The 17,589-nt window shown below is 68.7% G+C and carries 23 protein-coding genes; 8 read left to right on the forward strand and 15 right to left on the reverse strand.

Annotated features, from left to right (window positions below):
• Window positions 1–18: 18 nt before the first annotated feature.
• From FY251_RS05290 to FY251_RS05305, 4 genes are all read right to left on the reverse strand, one after another.
• Window positions 19–1,029 (reverse strand): nucleoside recognition protein, encoded by a 1,011-nt coding sequence (locus tag FY251_RS05290; RefSeq protein ID WP_148413773.1) that lies wholly within the window; start codon window positions 1,027–1,029, stop codon window positions 19–21.
• Between the two features lie 66 nt (window positions 1,030–1,095).
• Window positions 1,096–1,656 (reverse strand): magnesium transporter, encoded by a 561-nt coding sequence (locus FY251_RS05295; protein WP_148413774.1) that lies wholly within the window; start codon window positions 1,654–1,656, stop codon window positions 1,096–1,098.
• Window positions 1,657–2,238 carry a magnesium transporter gene (locus tag FY251_RS05300; RefSeq protein ID WP_004968882.1) on the reverse strand — a complete coding sequence of 194 codons (582 nt, stop codon included), beginning with the start codon at window positions 2,236–2,238 and terminating at the stop codon, window positions 1,657–1,659.
• A gap of 104 nt (window positions 2,239–2,342) precedes the next feature.
• On the reverse strand, window positions 2,343–3,734 hold the full coding sequence (locus tag FY251_RS05305) for a signal recognition particle protein Srp54 (RefSeq protein WP_148413775.1): 1,392 nt from the start codon (window positions 3,732–3,734) through the stop codon (window positions 2,343–2,345).
• Between the two features lie 90 nt (window positions 3,735–3,824).
• On the opposite strand from FY251_RS05305, the gene FY251_RS05310 reads away from it, so the two are divergent.
• On the forward strand, window positions 3,825–4,799 hold the full coding sequence (locus FY251_RS05310; RefSeq protein ID WP_148413776.1) for a D-2-hydroxyacid dehydrogenase: 975 nt from the start codon (window positions 3,825–3,827) through the stop codon (window positions 4,797–4,799).
• 33 nt (window positions 4,800–4,832) lie between these two features.
• The gene (locus FY251_RS05315) at window positions 4,833–5,450 is read left to right on the forward strand and encodes a LysE family translocator (protein WP_148413777.1); all 618 of its coding nucleotides are present in this window, start codon (window positions 4,833–4,835) and stop codon (window positions 5,448–5,450) included.
• 36 nt (window positions 5,451–5,486) lie between these two features.
• On the opposite strand, the gene ftsY is transcribed toward FY251_RS05315, so the two are convergent.
• From ftsY to FY251_RS05345, 6 genes are all read right to left on the reverse strand, one after another.
• A complete protein-coding gene (gene ftsY / locus FY251_RS05320) occupies window positions 5,487–6,875 on the reverse strand; it encodes a signal recognition particle-docking protein FtsY (RefSeq protein ID WP_148413778.1) in 1,389 nt (462 codons plus the stop codon).
• A gap of 26 nt (window positions 6,876–6,901) precedes the next feature.
• Complete coding sequence (gene pfdA, locus FY251_RS05325) at window positions 6,902–7,372, reverse strand: prefoldin subunit alpha (protein ID WP_148413946.1); 471 nt, start codon at window positions 7,370–7,372, stop codon at window positions 6,902–6,904.
• Complete coding sequence (rpl18a, locus tag FY251_RS05330; RefSeq protein WP_007275895.1) at window positions 7,372–7,548, reverse strand: 50S ribosomal protein L18Ae; 177 nt, start codon at window positions 7,546–7,548, stop codon at window positions 7,372–7,374. The genes pfdA and rpl18a overlap by 1 nt, the downstream gene beginning before the upstream one ends.
• Before the next feature lie 81 nt (window positions 7,549–7,629).
• Complete coding sequence (locus tag FY251_RS05335; RefSeq protein WP_148413779.1) at window positions 7,630–8,295, reverse strand: translation initiation factor IF-6; 666 nt, start codon at window positions 8,293–8,295, stop codon at window positions 7,630–7,632.
• A 3-nt stretch (window positions 8,296–8,298) separates the two neighbouring features.
• On the reverse strand, window positions 8,299–8,577 hold the full coding sequence (locus FY251_RS05340; protein WP_004973931.1) for a 50S ribosomal protein L31e: 279 nt from the start codon (window positions 8,575–8,577) through the stop codon (window positions 8,299–8,301).
• A gap of 3 nt (window positions 8,578–8,580) precedes the next feature.
• A complete protein-coding gene (locus tag FY251_RS05345; RefSeq protein ID WP_004045214.1) occupies window positions 8,581–8,733 on the reverse strand; it encodes a 50S ribosomal protein L39e in 153 nt (50 codons plus the stop codon).
• 192 nt (window positions 8,734–8,925) lie between these two features.
• On the opposite strand from FY251_RS05345, the gene FY251_RS05350 reads away from it, so the two are divergent.
• Window positions 8,926–9,867, forward strand: coding sequence for a DMT family transporter (locus FY251_RS05350; RefSeq protein WP_148413780.1), 942 nt, complete (start codon window positions 8,926–8,928; stop codon window positions 9,865–9,867).
• A gap of 6 nt (window positions 9,868–9,873) precedes the next feature.
• Here FY251_RS05350 and thpR read toward each other — a convergent pair whose 3' ends face one another.
• Window positions 9,874–10,428: an RNA 2',3'-cyclic phosphodiesterase gene (thpR, locus tag FY251_RS05355; RefSeq protein WP_148413781.1), complete on the reverse strand. Its 555-nt coding sequence runs from the start codon at window positions 10,426–10,428 to the stop codon at window positions 9,874–9,876.
• 26 nt (window positions 10,429–10,454) lie between these two features.
• The gene (locus tag FY251_RS05360; protein WP_148413782.1) at window positions 10,455–11,072 is read right to left on the reverse strand and encodes a histidine phosphatase family protein; all 618 of its coding nucleotides are present in this window, start codon (window positions 11,070–11,072) and stop codon (window positions 10,455–10,457) included.
• A gap of 91 nt (window positions 11,073–11,163) precedes the next feature.
• On the opposite strand from FY251_RS05360, the gene FY251_RS05365 reads away from it, so the two are divergent.
• The gene (locus tag FY251_RS05365) at window positions 11,164–11,904 is read left to right on the forward strand and encodes a tetratricopeptide repeat protein (protein ID WP_148413783.1); all 741 of its coding nucleotides are present in this window, start codon (window positions 11,164–11,166) and stop codon (window positions 11,902–11,904) included.
• Window positions 11,905–12,207: a DUF424 domain-containing protein gene (locus FY251_RS05370; protein ID WP_004968868.1), complete on the forward strand. Its 303-nt coding sequence runs from the start codon at window positions 11,905–11,907 to the stop codon at window positions 12,205–12,207.
• 38 nt (window positions 12,208–12,245) lie between these two features.
• Here FY251_RS05370 and FY251_RS05375 read toward each other — a convergent pair whose 3' ends face one another.
• The gene (locus tag FY251_RS05375) at window positions 12,246–13,298 is read right to left on the reverse strand and encodes a PAS domain-containing sensor histidine kinase (protein ID WP_148413784.1); all 1,053 of its coding nucleotides are present in this window, start codon (window positions 13,296–13,298) and stop codon (window positions 12,246–12,248) included.
• Window positions 13,299–13,466: 168 nt separating this feature from the next.
• Here FY251_RS05375 and sufS point away from each other — a divergent pair, with 168 nt between their 5' ends.
• The 3 genes from sufS (at window position 13,467) to sufU (ending at window position 15,910) form a co-directional block, all read left to right on the forward strand.
• Window positions 13,467–14,747, forward strand: a complete 1,281-nt coding sequence (gene sufS / locus FY251_RS05380) for a bifunctional cysteine desulfurase/selenocysteine lyase SufS (RefSeq protein WP_148413785.1) — start codon at window positions 13,467–13,469, stop codon at window positions 14,745–14,747.
• Window positions 14,748–14,821: 74 nt separating this feature from the next.
• Window positions 14,822–15,409: a mechanosensitive ion channel domain-containing protein gene (locus FY251_RS05385; protein ID WP_148413786.1), complete on the forward strand. Its 588-nt coding sequence runs from the start codon at window positions 14,822–14,824 to the stop codon at window positions 15,407–15,409.
• 72 nt (window positions 15,410–15,481) lie between these two features.
• On the forward strand, window positions 15,482–15,910 hold the full coding sequence (gene sufU, locus FY251_RS05390) for a Fe-S cluster assembly sulfur transfer protein SufU (protein ID WP_004045199.1): 429 nt from the start codon (window positions 15,482–15,484) through the stop codon (window positions 15,908–15,910).
• Between the two features lie 46 nt (window positions 15,911–15,956).
• On the opposite strand, the gene FY251_RS05395 is transcribed toward sufU, so the two are convergent.
• On the reverse strand, window positions 15,957–16,370 hold the full coding sequence (locus FY251_RS05395; RefSeq protein WP_148413787.1) for a DUF1641 domain-containing protein: 414 nt from the start codon (window positions 16,368–16,370) through the stop codon (window positions 15,957–15,959).
• Window positions 16,371–16,380: 10 nt separating this feature from the next.
• Window positions 16,381–17,526: an NAD(P)/FAD-dependent oxidoreductase gene (locus FY251_RS05400; RefSeq protein WP_148413788.1), complete on the reverse strand. Its 1,146-nt coding sequence runs from the start codon at window positions 17,524–17,526 to the stop codon at window positions 16,381–16,383.
• Window positions 17,527–17,589 lie beyond the last annotated feature (63 nt).

The raw sequence follows: 17,589 nt of genomic DNA on the forward strand, positions 1-17,589 counted from the left end.
ACGCCGTTTTCTCGCCACTCAGGCGACCAGCAGCGCCACCGCGAGGGCGATGAAGACGATTTTCAGCCCCGTGTTGACGGCGATGACCTTCGACCCGAACTCGGGGCCCCAGATGCCGTACTGGAAGGGAATCGACCGCTTGAACGTCGAGACGGCGAAGGAGATGATGCCGCCGATGAGCATCGTCGCCACGGCCTGTTTCGGCGTGAACGTCTCGCCGATGGCCGGCGCGATGGTCGCCGCGCCGGTCGTCGTGTCGAACGCGAAGGCGACGACGACGGGGACGGCCGCGCCGGGCAGGCCGACGAGGTTCGTCAGCGGACTGGCGAGCGCCGCGAACGATTCGAGGTCGGTCGTCCGAAGCAGGAGCGTGACGACCACGTAGACGACCGCCAGCCGCGGAACGATGCGCCGAAGCTTCGTCCACGTGCTCCGAGCGGCGTCTTCGACCGCCTCGCGGAGGGAGCCGTCGGTGTCGCCCGCGTCGGCGGAGTCACCCGCGCCGGCGGCCGCATCGACCACGCCGCCCGAGCCGTCGGTCTCGGCGACCGCGACCGGGGTCGTGTTACGGTCAGAAAGGAGCACCGCGCCGGCGACGACGCCGGTCGCGGTGATGGCGAGCGCGATGGCCGCCCGCGCGCCGACGTACATGAAGCCGACCTCGCGGCCGAGGATGGGGATGAGCACCGGCCAGTAGAACGTGAAGATGTGCTGGACGAAGCCGAAGAACGTGTTGATGGTGACGGCGACGAGCGTCGCCCGGTCGTCGAGGACGCCCGACTCGCGGAACTCCGCGAGCATTCCGTAGCCCGCCGTCGTCGAGGCGGCGGTGGTGACGATGGCCGTCCCGACCTCGTCCGGGAGGTTCGCGGGGCTCGTCAGATACCGCGAGAGGCCGGCGATGCGCTCGACGAGGCCGAAGGCGACGACGAGGTTCGCGGCGAAGACGCCCGCGGCGATGTAGGCGGCGATGCGCGCGACTCGCGGGAGCACCTCGAACAGCACCGGGAGGACGGCCGACGACTGCACGACCGACGGTCGGTGCCGAGCGAACTAATCGGCGTCGGTCGGCGGGAGGCGGTTCGAGCATCGGGCTCAGACGAGCACCTGCGCGACTCCGAACAGGACGACGACGCCCAGCACGTCGCAGACGTTGGTGACGACGGGGATGACCACGTCGTCGGGGTCGAGACCGAACCGGTAGGCGACGTACGTCGCGGAAAACGTCACGACGACCGCGAGAACGGCGAGCGAAATCCCGCTCGATAAGGCGACGAGGACGACCATCCGCAGGGCGAGCGACGTGTCGCCGGAGACGAGGAGGGTGGCGACCCACGCGCCCGCGCCGATGACGGGAAATACCGTCACCGCGAGGGCGACCGTGGCGACGGCGTTACCCGCGAGTTCGTCGTCGCGGGGTGAAAACGAGAGCGTCCCGAGGTGGAACGACGTGGACAGCCGCGCCGCGAGGACGCTCCCGAGGTTCCCCGCGGTCCCGATGGTGACGGGGACGAGCACGAGAAGCGACGGGTAGCGGAACAGTTGCGCCTCGAAGCTCCCGAGGACGAGGCCGCTGCCGAGTTCGACGAGCGTGAGCACGAGCAACACCGGGAGCATCGCCCGCGTGATGGCGCGGACGGTCCACTCGGTCGGCACTCAGAACACCCCCGCGACGGCGAGGACGGTTCTGACGGCGATGAGCAGAAAGAGGATACCGAACACGTCGCCGGTGGTCGTCACGACCGGGCCGACGATGGTGTCGGGGTTGCGCCCGCGGCGATACCCGGCGAAGACGACGCTGACGACGACGACGGTCAGGACGATGCCGGACAGCAGGCCGGCGACGATGGCGACGCCGACGAGAATCGGGAGCGGCGCGACCCGACTGCCGAGAAACGTGAGGAGGAAGAACGCGACGACGGCGGCGAACGTGCTCGTGAGCACGCCGTTTGCGAGCGCGGCGGTCGCGGCCGCCCGGAGGCGCTCGTCGCCGCCGGTGACGCGGGGTTCGATGAGCCCCTGATGGAGCGCGGTGGCGATGCGAGCGCCGAGCGAGCCGTAGACGTTGCCGCGGGTCGCCAAGAGCGCGGGGACGAGCACGAGAAGTCCCGGAACCGCCCGGAGTTCGGCCCGCATCCCACCGAGGACGACGCCGGCGATGAGGCCGCCGACGAGGCTGGCCGCGAGCGCGGGCAAGGCTTCCTTGTAGGCCTCGACCGCCACGTCTCGCACGGTCATTGTGGGGTGCGACGGCCCCGAGCGTTAAAAGTCGGCGGTATCGCGGCGAGGCGAGAATCGCGCGGGCAAGCGCAGAAAGCGCGGCGAGAAGATCGCGCGGTGGTTCAGAACGGACCCATACCGCCGAGACCGCCCATACCGCCGCCGCCGTCCTGGTTCTGGAGCTTCTTCATCATGCGCTGCATGTCGCCGTCGCCCATGTTCTGGAACTGCTTGATGGTCTGTTCCATCATGCGGTGCTGTTCGAGCAGTTCCTGTATCGTCTCCTCGTCCTGTCCCGACCCCTGCGCGATACGCTTGACGCGGGACGCGCCGACCTTTCGGGGGTTCTCCAGTTCCGCTTCGGTCATCGAGTCCATGATGACCTCGAACGCGCGCATCCGGTCTTTCGTCACGTCCATGGCGTCGTCCGGAAGCTGGTCTTTGATGCCGCCGCCGAAGCCCGGAATCATGTCGAGCACCTGGTCGAGCGGCCCCATCTTGTCCATCGCCTCCATCTGTTTTTGCATGTCCTTGAGGGTGAAGTTCCCCTTCATCATCTCCTCGGGGTCCCAGTCCTCGTCTTCGGCCTGGGTCTCGGACATGGCGCGTTCGACGCGCTCGGAGAGCTGTTTCAGGTCGCCCATCCCGAGCAGCCGGGAGATGAAGCCGTTCGGCTCGAAGCGCTCGATGTCCTGGACCGTCTCGCCCATGCCGAGGAAGGCGATAGACGAGTCGGTCTCGTTGACGGCGGTCAGCGCGCCGCCGCCCTTCGCCGTCCCGTCGAGTTTGGTGATGACGACGCCGCCGATGCCGATTGACTCGTCGAACTGCTGGGCCTGTTCTTTCGCGCCCTGCCCGATTGCCGCGTCGAGGACGAGCAGGTTCAGGTCGGGCTGGACGACGCCCTCTATCTCCTCGATCTCGTCGATGAGGTCGTCTTCGAGCGCGTGGCGACCGGCCGTGTCGACGATGTGCACGTCGGCGTCCTCGGTCGCTTCGAGCCCCTCGCGGGCGATTTGGACCGGGTCGTCGCAGTCGGGGTCGCCGTAGAAGTCGACCTCGGCGCGCTCGCACATCTGCTTGGCCTGGTCGTACGCGCCGGGGCGGAAAGTGTCGGTCTGGATGACCGCGGGGCGAAGCCCCTTCTTCGAGAACCACCACGCCATCTTGGCGGAGGTGGTCGTCTTCCCCGAGCCCTGGAGACCGGCGAGCATGATGGTCTGCGATTCGAGCGGAATCTCCGTCGACTCGCCGATGAGGTCGACGAGTTCCTCGTAGACGATTTTCAGGACGTGGTCGCGCGCGCTCGTGCCGCCCGGCGGCTCCTCTTCGAGCGCGCGGGTCTTGATAGAGTCCGAGAGGTCCATGACGAGGCTGACGTCGACGTCGGCGGAGAGCAGGGAGCGCTGAATCTCCTTGACGATCTCCTGAACGTCGTCCTCGTCGAGGCGGGACTTCCCGCGCAGCTTATCGAGACTGCCGCGGAGGGAACTCCCGAGATTGTCGAGTACCATTGTGCGTTCCTACGCCGTCGCGCCGGTAAAGGCTTTATCCGTCGCGTTCGGGGCCAACACCTATCGGCTCGGCCCCCGACAGCGCACTCGATGACCACGATTCTCGTCCTCGACCGCCCCACGCACGGACTGCCGGCGTCGGAGTACGCCGCGGCCCTCCACGAGCGCCTGCCCGACGCGACGGTTCGCCACCCGAAGACGACCGCCGAAACGCTCGACGCCGCCCGCGACGCGACCATTATCACCGGCACGTCGCTCCCCGACGACGTGCTCGACGCCGCCGACGAACTCCGACTGTTCGCCGGGGCGGCCGCCGGCTACGACCACCTCCCGCTGGCGGCGCTCCGCGAGCGCGGCGTCGTCGTCACCAACGCCTCCGGCGTCCACGGCCCCAACATCGCCGAACACGTCCTCGGCTGGCTCCTCATGATTACCCGCCGGCTGGACGAGGGGCTCCGCCGCCAGCGACGCCGCGAGTGGCGGCGCTTCCAGTCGTACGGCGAGTTGCAGGGGTCGACGGCCACCGTGGTCGGCCTCGGTGCCATCGGGCAGGCGGTCGTCGAGCGACTCGACGCGTTCGGCGTCGAGACCATCGGCGTCCGCTACACGCCGGAAAAGGGCGGCCCGACCGACGAGGTGCTCGGCTTCGACGACCTCGAATCGGCGCTCGTCCGCACCGACTTCCTCGTGGTCGCGTGCCCGCTGACCGACGAGACGCGCGGACTCATCGACAGCCGGGCGCTGGACGCGCTTCCCACGCACGCCGTCCTCGTCAACGTCGCGCGCGGCGGGGTCGTCGACACCGACGCGCTCGTGTCGAACCTCCGGGACAACCGCCTCCGCGCCGCCGCACTCGACGTGACGGAGCCCGAACCGCTTCCCGAGGACCACCCGCTGTGGGGGTTCGAGAACGTCTACATCACCCCGCACGTCTCCGGCCACACGCCGCACTACTGGACGCGGGTCGCCGACATCCTCGCGGAGAACGTCGAGCGGCTGGCGTCGGCGTCCGAGGGCGGCGTGCCCGCGCTCCGCAACCAGGTGGTTCCGAGTCCGAACCCCTGAGCTACTTGCCGCGACGAATCGTAGGCTCGCGCGATGACGACGCTCGCGTTCGGACTCGACGCCGCGACCTATCTCGGGTTCTGCGGGGCGGCGGTCGCGCTCGTCCTCGCGCCCGGCCCCGACACGATGTACGTCCTCGCCCGCGGCCTCGACGGTCGCGGGCCGGGCGTCCGGTCGGCGCTCGGTATCGCCACGGGCGTCCTGTTTCACACGCTTCTGGCGACGGTCGGCGCGGCGGCGCTCTTCCGGGCCGTCCCCGAGGCCGCCGCGGCGCTCAAGTACCTTGGCGCGGCGTATCTGGGCTACCTCGGCGTCACCGCCCTCCGAAACGACGAGTTCGACCCCTCGGTCGAGGCCGACGCCGGAGCGAGCTTTCGGCGCGGCGTCCTCGTCAACGCGCTCAACCCGAAGGTCGCGCTGTTCTTCCTCGCGTTCCTCCCCGGGTTCGCCGGCCAAGGCGCGGAAGCCGGGATGCGGATGGCGAGTCTGGGCGCGACCTACGCCGCCCTCACGGCGCTGTACCTCTCTGTCGTCGCGCTCGGCGCGGACCGACTCGGGGCGAGGCTCGCAGAGACGCGGCTCGCGAGCGCGCTGAACTACGTCGGCGCGGGGACGATGCTGCTGCTCGGGGGCGCGCTCGTACTGGAGTGAGGCGGCCGGGAGAAAAAAGCGACGGACCGAGTCCGATTACTCGTCTTCGCCGAGCAGGCGGTCGACCATCCGCTCGGGGTCGAACTTCTCGATGTGGTCGTAGCCCTGTCCCACGCCGAGGAACAGGATGGGCTTGCCCGTCACGTACGCGATGGAGATGGCCGCGCCGCCGTTGGAGTCGGCGTCGGCCTTCGTCAGAATCGCGCCGTCGATGGCGGCCGCGTCGTTGAACTGCCGGGCGCGTTCGACCGCGTCCTGCCCGGCGACCGCCTCGTCGACGAAGAGGGTGAGGTCGGGGCCGACGACGCGGTCTATCTTCTCCAACTGCGCCATCAAGTCGTTCGAGGTGTGGAGCCGACCGGCCGTGTCGCCGAGGACGATGTCGATGTCGTGGGCCTCGGCGTACTCGACGCCGTCGTAGATGACCGCCGCCGGGTCGCCGCCCTGCTCGTGGGCGATGAGCTTCTTGCCGAGCGCCTCCGCGTGCTCGCGGATCTGCTCGTTCGCGCCGGCGCGGTAGGTGTCGCCGTTGGCGAGCACCGTCGAGTAGCCCTGCTTTTCGAAGTAGCGGGCGAGTTTGGCGATGGTCGTGGTCTTCCCGACGCCGTTGATGCCGGTGAAGATGAGCGTCACCGGTTTGTCGGCCTCGGCGATTCGCTGGTCGAAGTCGAACTGCCCGACGCTGATGACCTCGTACAGCGCGTCGTGGAGCGCCTCGGAGACGAGTTGGCCGGTGCTCTGGACCTGCTTTCGCGTCTCGCCGATGAGCTTCTCGCGGATGGTTTCGAGAATCTCCTCTGCGACCTGCATCTCGACGTCGCTCTGGAGGAGCGCCATCTCAAGCTCCCAGAGGGGGTCTTCGAGGTCTTCCTCCTCGATGACGACCTTCCCCGTGGCGAACGCGGCGGCGCGGCGGAGCCGGCCCGGACCGGACGAATCGTCGCCGTCCTCCTCGGACAGCGCCGCCTTCGCGGCGTCGGAGGCGAGCGACGCGCGCGGTTCGGCCTCGTCGGCCGCCGGCTCGCCGGTCGGCTCGTCGACCGTGTCCGCATCGGTATCGGTCGAGTCGCCGGCCGGCGTCGCCGTCGCCGCCGCCGCGGCTTCGGCTTCGACCTCCGCGGTCGCCGCGTCCCGTTCGGGCGCGGACTCCGGTTCGGTCGCCGGTTCGGCGTCCGCAGGAGCGTCGGCCGCGTCGACCGCGTCGGCTTCGGACCCGGCGTCCGCGTCGCCGACGGCGTCGGTGTCGGCGTCGGGGGCGGCAGCAGCGGGTTCGGACGCCTCGGGGTCGACCGCCGCGTCTGCTGGTGCTGATTCCGCTTCCGCGTCGGCTTCGGCCTCGTCGGCGGCCGCCTCGGCCTTCTCTTCGGCGGTCTCTTCAACGTCGTTACGGAAGCGGTTGAGTTTCTTCTTCAGTCCGTCGAACATCTGAATAGTAGGAGGTTGGGGTTACCTTACTCGTCGTCGCCGTCGCCGCCCTCGCCCTGCATCTGCTGCATCTGCTGCATCTGCTGTTGCTGCATCTGCTGTTGGGCCTGCATCGCCTGCTCTTCGATCTCGTCGCTCTCCTCTTCGAGCTCTTCGATCTGGCCGCGAACGCTCGCGATCTCCTCGTCGAGCGCGTCCTGCTTGCGTCGCAGGGTCTCGATGGCCGTGCTCTGTTCCTGCTCGGCGGCGTAGTTCGCGCCGAGGGAGACGACGACCTCGTCGATGTCCTGGACTTCGGCGCGGAGATACGCGTCGCCGCCGAGGGGCACCTGCACCGTCGAGCCCGTTTCGAGCGTTTCGATGGCCTCGACGGCCTCGTCGATCTCGTCTTTCTCGTCGTTCAGGTCCGAGACCTCGGCTTCGAGCCCTTCGATCTCCTCGTCGAGCGCCTGAAGCTCCTGGGAGAGCTGCTGGAGTTGCTGCTGACCGCCGCCCATCATGCCGCGGACACCTCGTTGAGCTCGACCTTCGTGCGCTTGATTCCGTGCTCGCTCCCGATGAGCGAAAAGGCGCGTTCCTGCGCGACGTTCTCGTTCGGCGCTTCGACAGTCTTCGTGAACTCGTGGACGACGCCACGGCTCGTGAAGCTGCCCGTGATAATGAACTGGCTCATGCACGTCGGTCGGGTGGCGAGCGGGAAAGGTCTTCCTACTCGGAGCGAAACTGAAGCGAAAAACGGGGGGTCGCGAGGCCCTCAGTCGATGTAATCGAGGGCGTCTTCGATGCGACCCAGTTCCGGGCCGGTCGTGTCCTCGCCGACGACGTAGCTCTCGTCGTTGGCGACGAGGCCGGAGCCGACGAGCGGGCCGCCGTAGTTGATGGTGCCGATGTCGGCGCGAACGTCGAGCAGCGCTTCGAGCGCTTCGAGTTCGGGCTCGCGCGACTTCGGGTGACAGAGGACGCCGCGGTTGTTGGCGACGGCGGCCGTCCCGACGGTCCGAACGTCGGCGAGGTCGCCGCGTTCGACGGGGACCTCCAGCGCCTCCTCGACGGCCGAAACGGCCTCGTCGGAGAGCTCCGCGTGGACGTACGCGCCGTAGTCGTTCGCGAGAACGACGTTGCCGGCGGCGTTGATGCGACCGGGAAGCTCGTAGACCGGGAGGTCCACGGCGTCGGTGAGGGCCTCCTTCTCGCGGGACGTCGCGCGGCTCGACACGAGAAGTCCGTTCTCGTTACCCGTCGCTAACGCACCGACCGTACCCGACCCGCCGACGGTCGTCTTGACCAGCGGCACGTCGAGTTCCTCGGCCATCTGCTCGGCGAGCGAGTCGTCGGCGTCCGGGCGGACCAACAGCGCGTCGTCGGTCGCGCGAGCGAAGACGCCGATGTAGGACGAACCGGCGAAGGAGGCGCGAAGCACCGTTTACTCGGCCGGTTCCGCTTCGACGACCGACTCGCCGTCCTCGTCGAACCGCGCGGCGCGGACGCGGAACTTGCTCGGCGGGCTCTGCCGACCGTGCGCCCAGATGTCCTCGTTGATCTGCGTGTCGAGACGCACGTTCTCGGCGTCGACCTTGAAGTGCTTGGCGAGGTGCTCGCGGATGAGCGTCATCGAGCGGCCCGCGCGTTCGTGTGCCGGGACCGCCTTCACGTCTCGGAGCGGGACGGTGACGACGCGCTCCTCGAAGTCGTTTGCGCTCATTGCTTACTCGTCCGTGTTGCTCCGCCGCCAGTTGCGACGCTTGGGGTTTCGCGTGACTTCCATGTCCGTCTTGAGCATGACCCACGCGGGGACGCGACTGTTCTGGCGTTCGAGCTTCGCCAGACGCTTCTTCTTGGACTTCGACTTCTTACCCATAGTGGGCTGTACTTTCCATCCTCCGCATAAAATCTTGTTCCTTCGAGTTTCGGGCGTGTGAGGGGCGTCCGCACGCCCGAATCGGCTGAAACGCGGCTCTCCGCGGGGTCGGCGACGCGGGCGACCGAGCAAGCTGGCGGGCGGGCGACCGAATCGACTCATTCAGTACCGTCGGCGCGAAAGCCGACGCGAATGAGTCGGGCCAAGACCGCCGTCGCCTTCCTCGCGCTCTCCGCCGTCTGGGGGAGCGCCTTCCTCGCCACCGACATCGCCCTCCGGACCGTCCCGCCGGCGTTCCTCGGGGCGGTCCGCTTCGACGTGGCGGCGCTCCTGTTGTTCGCCGTCGCTCTCGCCCGCGGCGACCGGATTCTCCCCGCCGCCCGCGACGAGTGGCGGCCGATTCTCGCCGGCGGCGCGTTCAGTATCGGCGCGCACCACGCGCTCCTGTTTTCGGGGCAGGTGTACGTCCCCGGCTCCGTGGCGTCGGTCCTCCTCGGTATCATCCCGCTCGCGACCCCGACGCTCACCCGCCTGACGGCCACCCGCGAGCGACTGTCTACGCACCGGGTCGTCGGGCTCGTCCTCGGCTTTCTCGGCCTCGTCGTCATCGCCAACCCGAACCCCGGAAACCTGCTGTCGTCGAACCTCGTCGGCGCGGTTCTCGTGTTCGGCTCGGCCGTCGCCTTCGCCCTCGGCGCGGTGCTCACCCACGACAGCGAGACGGGGATGTCGCTCGTCTCCGTGCAGGCGTGGATGATGCTCGTCGGCGCGGTCACGCTGCACGTCACGAGCGCCGCGCTCCCGTGGGAATCCGCCGCCGACGCGGCGTGGACCCAGACGACGCTCGTCGCCGCCGGCTACCTCGCCGTCGTCGCCGGCGCGGGCGGCTTCCTGCTGTACTTCTGGCTCCTCGACCGGGTCGGCCCGATCGAGGTGAGCCTGCTCGAATACGTCATCCCGCTTTTCGCCGCGCTCGCCGACTGGACCGTCCTCGGGCGCGTGCCGACGCGCGCCACCGCCGCCGGCTTCGCGCTCATCTTCGCGGGCTTCCTGCTGTTCAAGCGCGACGTGATTCGAGGCGAACTCCGGCGTATCGTGGACCGCCGTCGCGGGCGGCGACCGACCGACGACTGACGCGCCTCACAGCGAGAACCGCGTCACCGTCTCGTACTCGGGGCCGTCGGGTCCGAGTTCGCTCTTCTTCAGGCGCACCTCGCGCACCCGAAACGACCCGACCGTCGGCGACTCGCCCTCGACGACGCGCCGCACGAGGGCCTTCCCGCGGGCGTCGTCCATGCGGGCGAGCGTGACGTGCGGCGTGAAATCGTGATTCTCGGGGTCGAAACCGATTGCCGTCGTCTCGCGCTCGATGGCCTCGTGTAACTGCGTCACCTCGGCCGCGCCGTCAGCGACGCCGAGCCAGACGACTCGAATGTAGTCCAGCGAGGGAAAGACGCCCAGCCCGCCGACCGAGGCGTCGAAGGGGCCGACCCCCGCGTCTTCGACGGCCGACTCGACCGCGTCCTCCACCTCGGCGATTCTGTCCGGAGCCACCTCGCCGAGGAACTTCATGGTGACGTGCGCCCCCTCGGGGTCGGTGAACCGAAGCCCGTCCGCGTCCGAAAGCCGGTCCTGTACCGCGGCGACGCCCGCCGCGAGCGAGTCGGGGAGGTCGACGGCGAGAAAACAACGCATGGCAGACAGTTGACTCGAATCGGACGTTAACGTTCCGCCGGGTCGCGGTCGGCGTCGCCCTCGCGGGCGGCCTCCTCGGGCGTCCACGTCCGGGCGATGCTGAACGCCTCGCCGTCCACGAACGTCACCTCGTACACGTCGGGCGTCGTCAGGCCCGTCCAGAACTCGCGGCCGTAGCGCGGGTCGTAGGCGTTGAACACGAGCGCCATGAGCGTGGCGTGGGTGCCGACGACGACGTGGCGGTCGGGGTACGCCTCGACGAGGCGGCCGACGGCGGCGACGCCGCGGGCCTGCGCCTCGGCGTGGGACTCGCCGCCGGGGTGCGACGCGTTCGGGTTCGCCCAGAGGTGTTCGACGGCCTGTTCGAAGTCATCGACGGGTGATTCCGCGAGTTCGCGTTCGCGGAGGTCCTCGTCGACGATGAGCGGGGCGTCCGCCGCGTCGGCGACGCCCTCGACGGTCGCACGGGCGCGCTCGGCCGGTCCGGTGGCGACCACGTCCGCGAGGTCGGCGAGGCGGGCGGTGACGCGCGCGGCGTCCCGGCGGCCGCGACGCGAGAGGCCGCGGGTGCGCTCGGCGTCGGGAACGGACGGGACGTGGGCGTGCCGGACGAACGACACGACCGTCGTCGGGGGCGCGGGCATTCGGAGACGCTCGCCCGCGGGAGGCTAAAAAGCGGTCGGTGTCGTCCCGCTGACGTAGCGTTTAACCGCCGTGACGCCCAAGCGCGGCTATATGACCGACGACGGCAAGCGACCCCACCGCTTCTCCGAAGGGCAGGGGTTCGACGAGGACTACTCCGATTTCTCGCTCGACCCGCCCGAACTCTCGGTGGACCCGACGAAGGTCGACCCGGTCGACTCGCGCGTCCTGACCGACATCCTCGACCAGCGGAACATCGACCCCGAGGACGTCGACATCGAGAAACTGCTCGACGTGGCGCTCTCGTACATGCAGATAAACCGCTTCGAGGAGGCCACAGAAGCGTTCGAGCGCGTCGCCCGGTTCGCCGGCGACGACGACGACATCGCCCAGGAGGCGTGGGTCAACAAGGGCGCGGCCCACGGCCAACTCGAAGAGTGGGACGAGGCCATCGGCTCCTACCGCGAGGCGCTCGACCTCGACGACGACAGCGAGCACGCCGCGACGGCCCACACCAACCTCGCGTACGCGCTCTGGGAGGCCGGCCAGACGGCCGACGCGCTCGACCACGCGGAGCGCGCCGTCGAACTCGACCCGCGGTTCCCGCAGGCGTGGTACAACCGCGGCTTCTTCCTCCACGAGCGCGGCCTCAACGAGGACGCCGTCAACGCCTTCGACAACGCCATCCGTCTCGGGATGCGCACCCCCGGCGTCCACGAGGAGAAGGCGCGCGCGCTCGAAGAACTCGGCCGCGACGAGGAGGCAGAGCAGGCCCAACAGCAGGCCGACGACCTCCGCGAGCAGGCCGAAGCGGAACTCGTCGAGGAGTACTAGATGCTCCTCCGCGAGCGGGAGACCCCCGAGGGGCTCCTCGTCTCGGTCTGCGACCCCGACTGCATCGGCGAGACCTACACCGACGACGGCGTCTCGCTGGACGTGACGGAGGACTTCTACGGCGGCGACGAGGCCGAGACCGCCGACGAAGACGCCGTCGTGGACAGCCTCACCCGCGCGACCGTCGCCAACATCGTCGGCGAGGAGTCCGTCTCGGTCGCCATCGACGCCGGCCTCGTGGACGAGGAGACCGTCCTCGAAGTCGGCGGCACGCTCCACGCGCAACTGCTCTGGCTCCGCTGAGTCGCTCGAAAATCGGTTTCTCCGCGCGTCCGCGCCCGTTACGTTACGCCGGGGCGCTCGACGCCCGATATCTCGAAGCGAGCGCCGCCGCTTTCGGCCTCGGTGACGGCGACGTCCCAGTCGTGGGCGCGGACGGCCTGCGCGACGATTGACAGGCCCAGACCGGTCCCCTCCTCGCCCGTGGTGTAGCCGGCCTCGAACACCTCGTCGCGCGCCTCCGCGGCGATACCGACGCCGTCGTCTTCGACGTAGAACCCCGTCTCGGCCGCGTCGCCGTCGAGGACGCCGACCGTCACCGTCAGACCGCCGTCGCTCGCGCCGTGCTCGACCGCGTTCCGAAACAGGTTCTCGAAGACGTGTCCCAGCAGCCCCGGGTCCGCCCGGAACTCGACGGAGTCGGCGACGACGAGGTCGGCCGAACCGGTGTCGACGTGCTCCCACGCGGCCGCCGCGCGCGTTTCGAGGTCGACGGTCGATAGCTCCTCGACCGCGTCGTGGCGGGCCAACACCAGCGCGTCGGTGATGATGTGGTCCATCCGGTCGAGCGCGCCCGCGACCCGTTCGAGCCGGTCGGGGGCGACCGACTCGTCGAGGAGCGATTCGACGTAGCCCGCGGCGACCGAAAGCGGGTTTCGGAGGTCGTGGGAGAGCATCCGGGCGAGGTTTCGCAGTCGCTCCGCCCGCTCTTCGGCCTCCAGTTCCGCGCGCTTCCGGTCGGTGATGTCGAGGTGCGCGATCTGGACGTACGTCTCGCCGCCGTCGGCGAAGCGGGTCGCCCGCATGGTGAACCAGAGGCGCTCCTCGGGAGTTTCGCAGGGGTATTCGAAGGAGAACTCATCGCGCTCGCCGCCGATGACGGCGCGGATACCCTCGCTGGCCGTCGTCGCGTCGGCGGACGCGCTGAGGTCGCAGACGCCGAGGTAGTTCGTGCCGACGGAACTGCTGTCGCCCTGATAATCGTGTTCGTTGCCGAACTCCCGCCACGCGCGGTTGGTGTAGACGATGACGCCCTCCTCGTCCAGAATGGCGAGCTGCGTCGGGAGCGCGTCGAGGCTCGAAAACGCGAGCGAGGACGAGGCGGCGTTCGACATTAACTGGTAAATGGGCGTGGACTACTTGGTTCGTTTGGGTGGGTAACCGACACGTTACGTACACGTCACCGCCACCGGCCACTGTTGCCGGCTGACGAAACCGAATTCGGTTGCAGCGCCGCGTGCGTACCGAAGACGTGTTGTGCCTACGGGGGTAACTCACACCCGATGAGAGTACAGGAGTCGTACCCCGTCGACGTCGACGCCATCCGCGCGGATTTCCCCATCCTCCAGCGGAAGGTCGGCGGCGACATCTCGACGCCGGGCGAACACGACGACGACGACACGCCCCTCGTCTACCTCGACAACGCCGCGACGAGCCACACGCCGGAGCAGGTCGTCGACGCCATCGCCGACTACTACCACGGCTACAACTCGAACGTCCACCGCGGCATCCACCACCTGAGCCAGGAGGCCTCCGTCGCCTACGAGAACGCCCACGACCGCGTCGCGGAGTTCATCGGCGCGTCCGGCGGCCGCGAGGAGGTCGTCTTCACGAAGAACACCACCGAGTCGATGAACCTCGTCGCCTACGCGTGGGGCCTCGACGAACTCGGGCCGGGCGACTCGGTCGTCATGACCGAGATGGAGCACCACGCCTCGCTGGTCACGTGGCAACAGATCGCCAAGAAGACCGGCGCTGAAGTCCGTTACATCCGCGTCGACGACGACGGCCGCCTCGACATGGAGCACGCGAAGGAACTCATCGACGACTCCACGAAGATGGTCTCGGTCGTCCACGTCTCGAACACCCTCGGAACCGTCAACCCGGTTTCCGAACTCGCCGACATGGCCCACGAGGTCGGAGCGTACGCCTTCGTCGACGGCGCGCAGTCGGTCCCGACCCGCCCCGTCGACGTGGAGGCCATCGACGCCGACTTCTTCGCCTTCTCGGGCCACAAGATGTGCGGCCCGACGGGCATCGGCGCGCTCTACGGCAAGCGCGACATCCTCGACGAGATGCAACCGTACCTCTACGGCGGCGAGATGATTCGGAGCGTCACCTACGAGGACTCCACGTGGGAGGACCTCCCGTGGAAGTTCGAGGCCGGCACGCCGCCCATCGCGCAGGGCGTCGGCTTCGCCGCGGCCGTCGACTACCTCGACGACATCGGCATGGAGAACGTCCGGGCCCACGAGGAACTGCTCGCGGAGTACGCCTACGACCGCCTCAGCGAGTTCGACGACATCGACATCTACGGCCCGCCGGGCGACGACCGCGGCGGCCTCGTCGCGTTCAACCTCGACAGCGTCCACGCTCACGACCTCTCCAGCATCCTCAACGAGCAGGGCGTCGCCATCCGCGCCGGCGACCACTGCACCCAGCCGCTCCACGACAAACTCGGCGTCGCGGCCTCGACGCGGGCGTCGTTCTACATCTACAACACGAGAGCGGAAATCGACGCGCTGGTCGACGGTATCGACGCGGCTCGCGAGCTGTTCGCCTGAGTAGTCCGTTTTTCGCGGTGTCTGGGGCGAGGTCGCCCCAATGCCTTTGTCCCGCTGACACGTCGTCGGAGCGTATGCGCCAGTCGCTGACCGGCTTCCTCGTCGAGACGCTCCGGGAGACCGTCGCGGAGTTCGGGACCGCGGTGCAGGACGCCGCGCCGAAGGTGCTCACCGCGGTCGTCTTCCTCGCGCTCGCCTACGTCGGCATCAAAGCGTTGCTGTTCGTCGTCCGCGGCGTGCTCGACGGGCTGTACCCCGAAGAGCAGGACCTCGTGGTCGAACTCGGCGTCGCCGTCGCGGGCGTGTTCCTCTGGTTCGGCGCGGCGCTCGCGCTGTTGAACATCGTCGGCATGACCGAGGTCGCGGCGAGCCTCGGCACCGCGACCGGCTTCATCGCGCTGGGCGTCTCCTACGCGCTGTCGAACATGATCGCCGACACGGTGGCGGGCGTCTACCTGCTTCGGGACCCCGATTTCAACCCCGGCGACCGCGTGAAGTCGGACCCGGTGACGGGGACGGTCAGCGCCATCGAACTCCGGAAGACGCGCTTCGAGAACGACGAGGGCGACACCGTCGTCGTAGCGAACCGCGACGTCGAAAAGAAGTGGACGAAGTACGACGCGGACGCGGCCGGAGACGCGTCGGCGTCGGACGCGACGTAAGCGGCGAATTCGGCCGAATCGCCGGCCCCGGAATCCTTTTACGGCGCTCGGGCGTAGCCCCGACGAACACCAATGGGCATTGGCTCAGACATGTATCGTCAGCAGATAATGGATCACTACAAGAACCCCCGGAACCACGGTCGGCTGGAGTCGCCGACGTTCACCCACACCGGGGAGAACCCCTCCTGCGGCGATACGATTACGATGGACGTGCAGCTCGCCGACGACGGCGAGACCATAGAGCGCGTCGCGTTCTCCGGCGATGGCTGCGCCATCAGTCAGGCGTCCGCGAGCATGCTCACCCAGCGACTGCCGGGGACGACGCTCTCGGAGCTGGAAGCGATGGACACCGACGACATCACCGAGATGCTCGGCGTCGATATCTCGCCGATGCGCATCAAGTGCGCCGTCCTCGCGCGACAGGTCGCACAGGATGGCGCGAAGATTCACGACGGCGAGATAGAAATCGAGAAGACGAAGACCGAAGACGGCGACGACTGAGCCGCCTTCGACCGGCGGCGACAGGGCGAACCGAGCGCGAGTCAGGCTATTCTTCTTCCGTCCCCGCGCCGAGCGCCGCCGCCAGCGCGACGAGGTAGCCGAGGCCCGCCTTGACCTCGGGGTCGCGGGTGGCCCGCAGGAGGCCGACCGCGCCCACGGGCGTCGCCTCCGCGTCCTCCGCGTCGCCGACGGCGCGAAGCAGGCGCTTCATCCCGGCGACGGTGTCGGGGTCGGAGGCGTCGTCGGCGACTTCCGCGAGGGAGGTGCCGGTCCGCGCGAGCGACCGGACCATCTCGTCGTCGAGCGCGCCGACGCCGAGTTCGAGCACGTCGATGAGGTCGTTGACGAGACCCGTTCGCTCGACGAGGAGCGCGACCTCCTCGGGGTTGTTCTCGATGGCCCGCACGAGTTCGTCGGGCACCTGCTGTTCGGCCGTCGTGGTAGGTTCGTGGTCCTGCATTGGTCTCACCTCAGAGCATCCCCCTGGCGGTCAGCCAGTACGATTCGTTGTACGCGTGTTTCGCCCAGTGGATGGGCTTCGACGGCTGGCGCATCGTCGCGGGCGTCTCGTAGTCGAACGAGACGAACGACGCCTCGTCGAGGCCGGTCTCGACGAAGCAGACGGTCTTGCCGTCGTACCGCTTCGTCGGCGTGCGACCCCGGACTGCCGCGGCGATGCGCTCCGCGACCGCGAAGGCCTGGAAGTGCGCCGCGCTCCCGGCTTTCGGGATGGGGAGCGCCGCCGTGTCGCCGATGGCGTACACGTCCTCGGCGGCGGTCGCTCGGAGGGTCCGCTGGTCGACGTCGACCCAGCCGGCGTCGCCGAGTCCGGAGTCGACGATGAGTTCGTCGCCGCGGTGCGGCGGGATGCCGACCAGCAGGTCGTAGTCCACCTCCGCGCCGCTTTTCGCCGAGACGACCCGTTCGTCCGGGTCGACGGCGTCGACGACGAAGTCGGTCTCGACGCGGACGCCGCGCTCGGCCAGAATCGGGTCGGCCCACTCGGCGACCTCGGGCTTCCCGTGGCTCCGCTCCATCGGGTACGTGTAGACGAGGTCGGTGTCCTCGCGCAGACCCTGGTCCCGGAGCCAGTCGTCCACGATGAACGTGAATTCGAGCGGCGCGGCCGGGCACATGTGGGGCGTCCCGACGACGCTCAACACGAGGCGACCGCCGTCGAACTCCGCGAGCGCGTCGCGGAGCCGTTCGGCACCCTCGGCGCTGTAGAAGTGGTGTGCGCCCTCCCGGAAGCCGGGTACCGCGTCGGGGTCGAGCTTCGCGCCGGTCGCGAGGACGAGCGTGTCGTAGTCGAGCACCTCGTCGCCGTCCTGACAGTAGAGGCGCTTTTCGTCGGTGTCGACGCGGCGGACGCGGTTGGTGACGATGGTCACCCGCTCGTCGACGAGGTCCCGCAGGTCGCGGACGCCGTCCTCCGGCTCCGCGACCCCGAACGGGACGTACAAGAACACCGGCTTGTAGACGTGCTTCGTGTCGTCCGAGACCAGCGTCACCTCCACGTCCCCGACGTCAATCTCCGATTCGAGTTCCTCCGCGAGGCGGTTCGAAACGACCGTCCCACCCGTACCACCGCCAACGACTACGATTCGATTCGTCATGGAGTTCACCTACCTGAACGGTGGGGCGGTGACGGGATAGTATTGTAAGACGTTTCCAAGATT

Source organism: Haloferax sp. KTX1 (assembly GCF_902410085.1).
GTDB classification, from domain to species: domain Archaea; phylum Halobacteriota; class Halobacteria; order Halobacteriales; family Haloferacaceae; genus Haloferax; species Haloferax massiliensis.

What these genes read in the sequence shown, in the direction of transcription:
- FY251_RS05345 (WP_004045214.1), bottom strand. Translation starts at nt 8,733, where the DNA reads ATGGGTAAGAAGTCGAAGTCCAAGAAGAAGCGTCTGGCGAAGCTCGAA.
- FY251_RS05360 (WP_148413782.1), bottom strand. Translation starts at nt 11,072, where the DNA reads ATGCCCGCGCCCCCGACGACGGTCGTGTCGTTCGTCCGGCACGCCCAC.
- FY251_RS05370 (WP_004968868.1), top strand. Translation starts at nt 11,905, where the DNA reads ATGCTCCTCCGCGAGCGGGAGACCCCCGAGGGGCTCCTCGTCTCGGTC.
- FY251_RS05315 (WP_148413777.1), top strand. Translation starts at nt 4,833, where the DNA reads ATGACGACGCTCGCGTTCGGACTCGACGCCGCGACCTATCTCGGGTTC.
- ftsY (WP_148413778.1), bottom strand. Translation starts at nt 6,875, where the DNA reads ATGTTCGACGGACTGAAGAAGAAACTCAACCGCTTCCGTAACGACGTT.
- sufU (WP_004045199.1), top strand. Translation starts at nt 15,482, where the DNA reads ATGGGCATTGGCTCAGACATGTATCGTCAGCAGATAATGGATCACTAC.
- FY251_RS05340 (WP_004973931.1), bottom strand. Translation starts at nt 8,577, where the DNA reads ATGAGCGCAAACGACTTCGAGGAGCGCGTCGTCACCGTCCCGCTCCGA.
- FY251_RS05350 (WP_148413780.1), top strand. Translation starts at nt 8,926, where the DNA reads ATGAGTCGGGCCAAGACCGCCGTCGCCTTCCTCGCGCTCTCCGCCGTC.
- FY251_RS05400 (WP_148413788.1), bottom strand. Translation starts at nt 17,526, where the DNA reads ATGACGAATCGAATCGTAGTCGTTGGCGGTGGTACGGGTGGGACGGTC.
- FY251_RS05375 (WP_148413784.1), bottom strand. Translation starts at nt 13,298, where the DNA reads ATGTCGAACGCCGCCTCGTCCTCGCTCGCGTTTTCGAGCCTCGACGCG.
- FY251_RS05395 (WP_148413787.1), bottom strand. Translation starts at nt 16,370, where the DNA reads ATGCAGGACCACGAACCTACCACGACGGCCGAACAGCAGGTGCCCGAC.
- sufS (WP_148413785.1), top strand. Translation starts at nt 13,467, where the DNA reads ATGAGAGTACAGGAGTCGTACCCCGTCGACGTCGACGCCATCCGCGCG.
- FY251_RS05310 (WP_148413776.1), top strand. Translation starts at nt 3,825, where the DNA reads ATGACCACGATTCTCGTCCTCGACCGCCCCACGCACGGACTGCCGGCG.
- FY251_RS05385 (WP_148413786.1), top strand. Translation starts at nt 14,822, where the DNA reads ATGCGCCAGTCGCTGACCGGCTTCCTCGTCGAGACGCTCCGGGAGACC.
- rpl18a (WP_007275895.1), bottom strand. Translation starts at nt 7,548, where the DNA reads ATGAGCCAGTTCATTATCACGGGCAGCTTCACGAGCCGTGGCGTCGTC.
- pfdA (WP_148413946.1), bottom strand. Translation starts at nt 7,372, where the DNA reads ATGGGCGGCGGTCAGCAGCAACTCCAGCAGCTCTCCCAGGAGCTTCAG.
- FY251_RS05365 (WP_148413783.1), top strand. Translation starts at nt 11,164, where the DNA reads ATGACCGACGACGGCAAGCGACCCCACCGCTTCTCCGAAGGGCAGGGG.
- thpR (WP_148413781.1), bottom strand. Translation starts at nt 10,428, where the DNA reads ATGCGTTGTTTTCTCGCCGTCGACCTCCCCGACTCGCTCGCGGCGGGC.
- FY251_RS05300 (WP_004968882.1), bottom strand. Translation starts at nt 2,238, where the DNA reads ATGACCGTGCGAGACGTGGCGGTCGAGGCCTACAAGGAAGCCTTGCCC.
- FY251_RS05305 (WP_148413775.1), bottom strand. Translation starts at nt 3,734, where the DNA reads ATGGTACTCGACAATCTCGGGAGTTCCCTCCGCGGCAGTCTCGATAAG.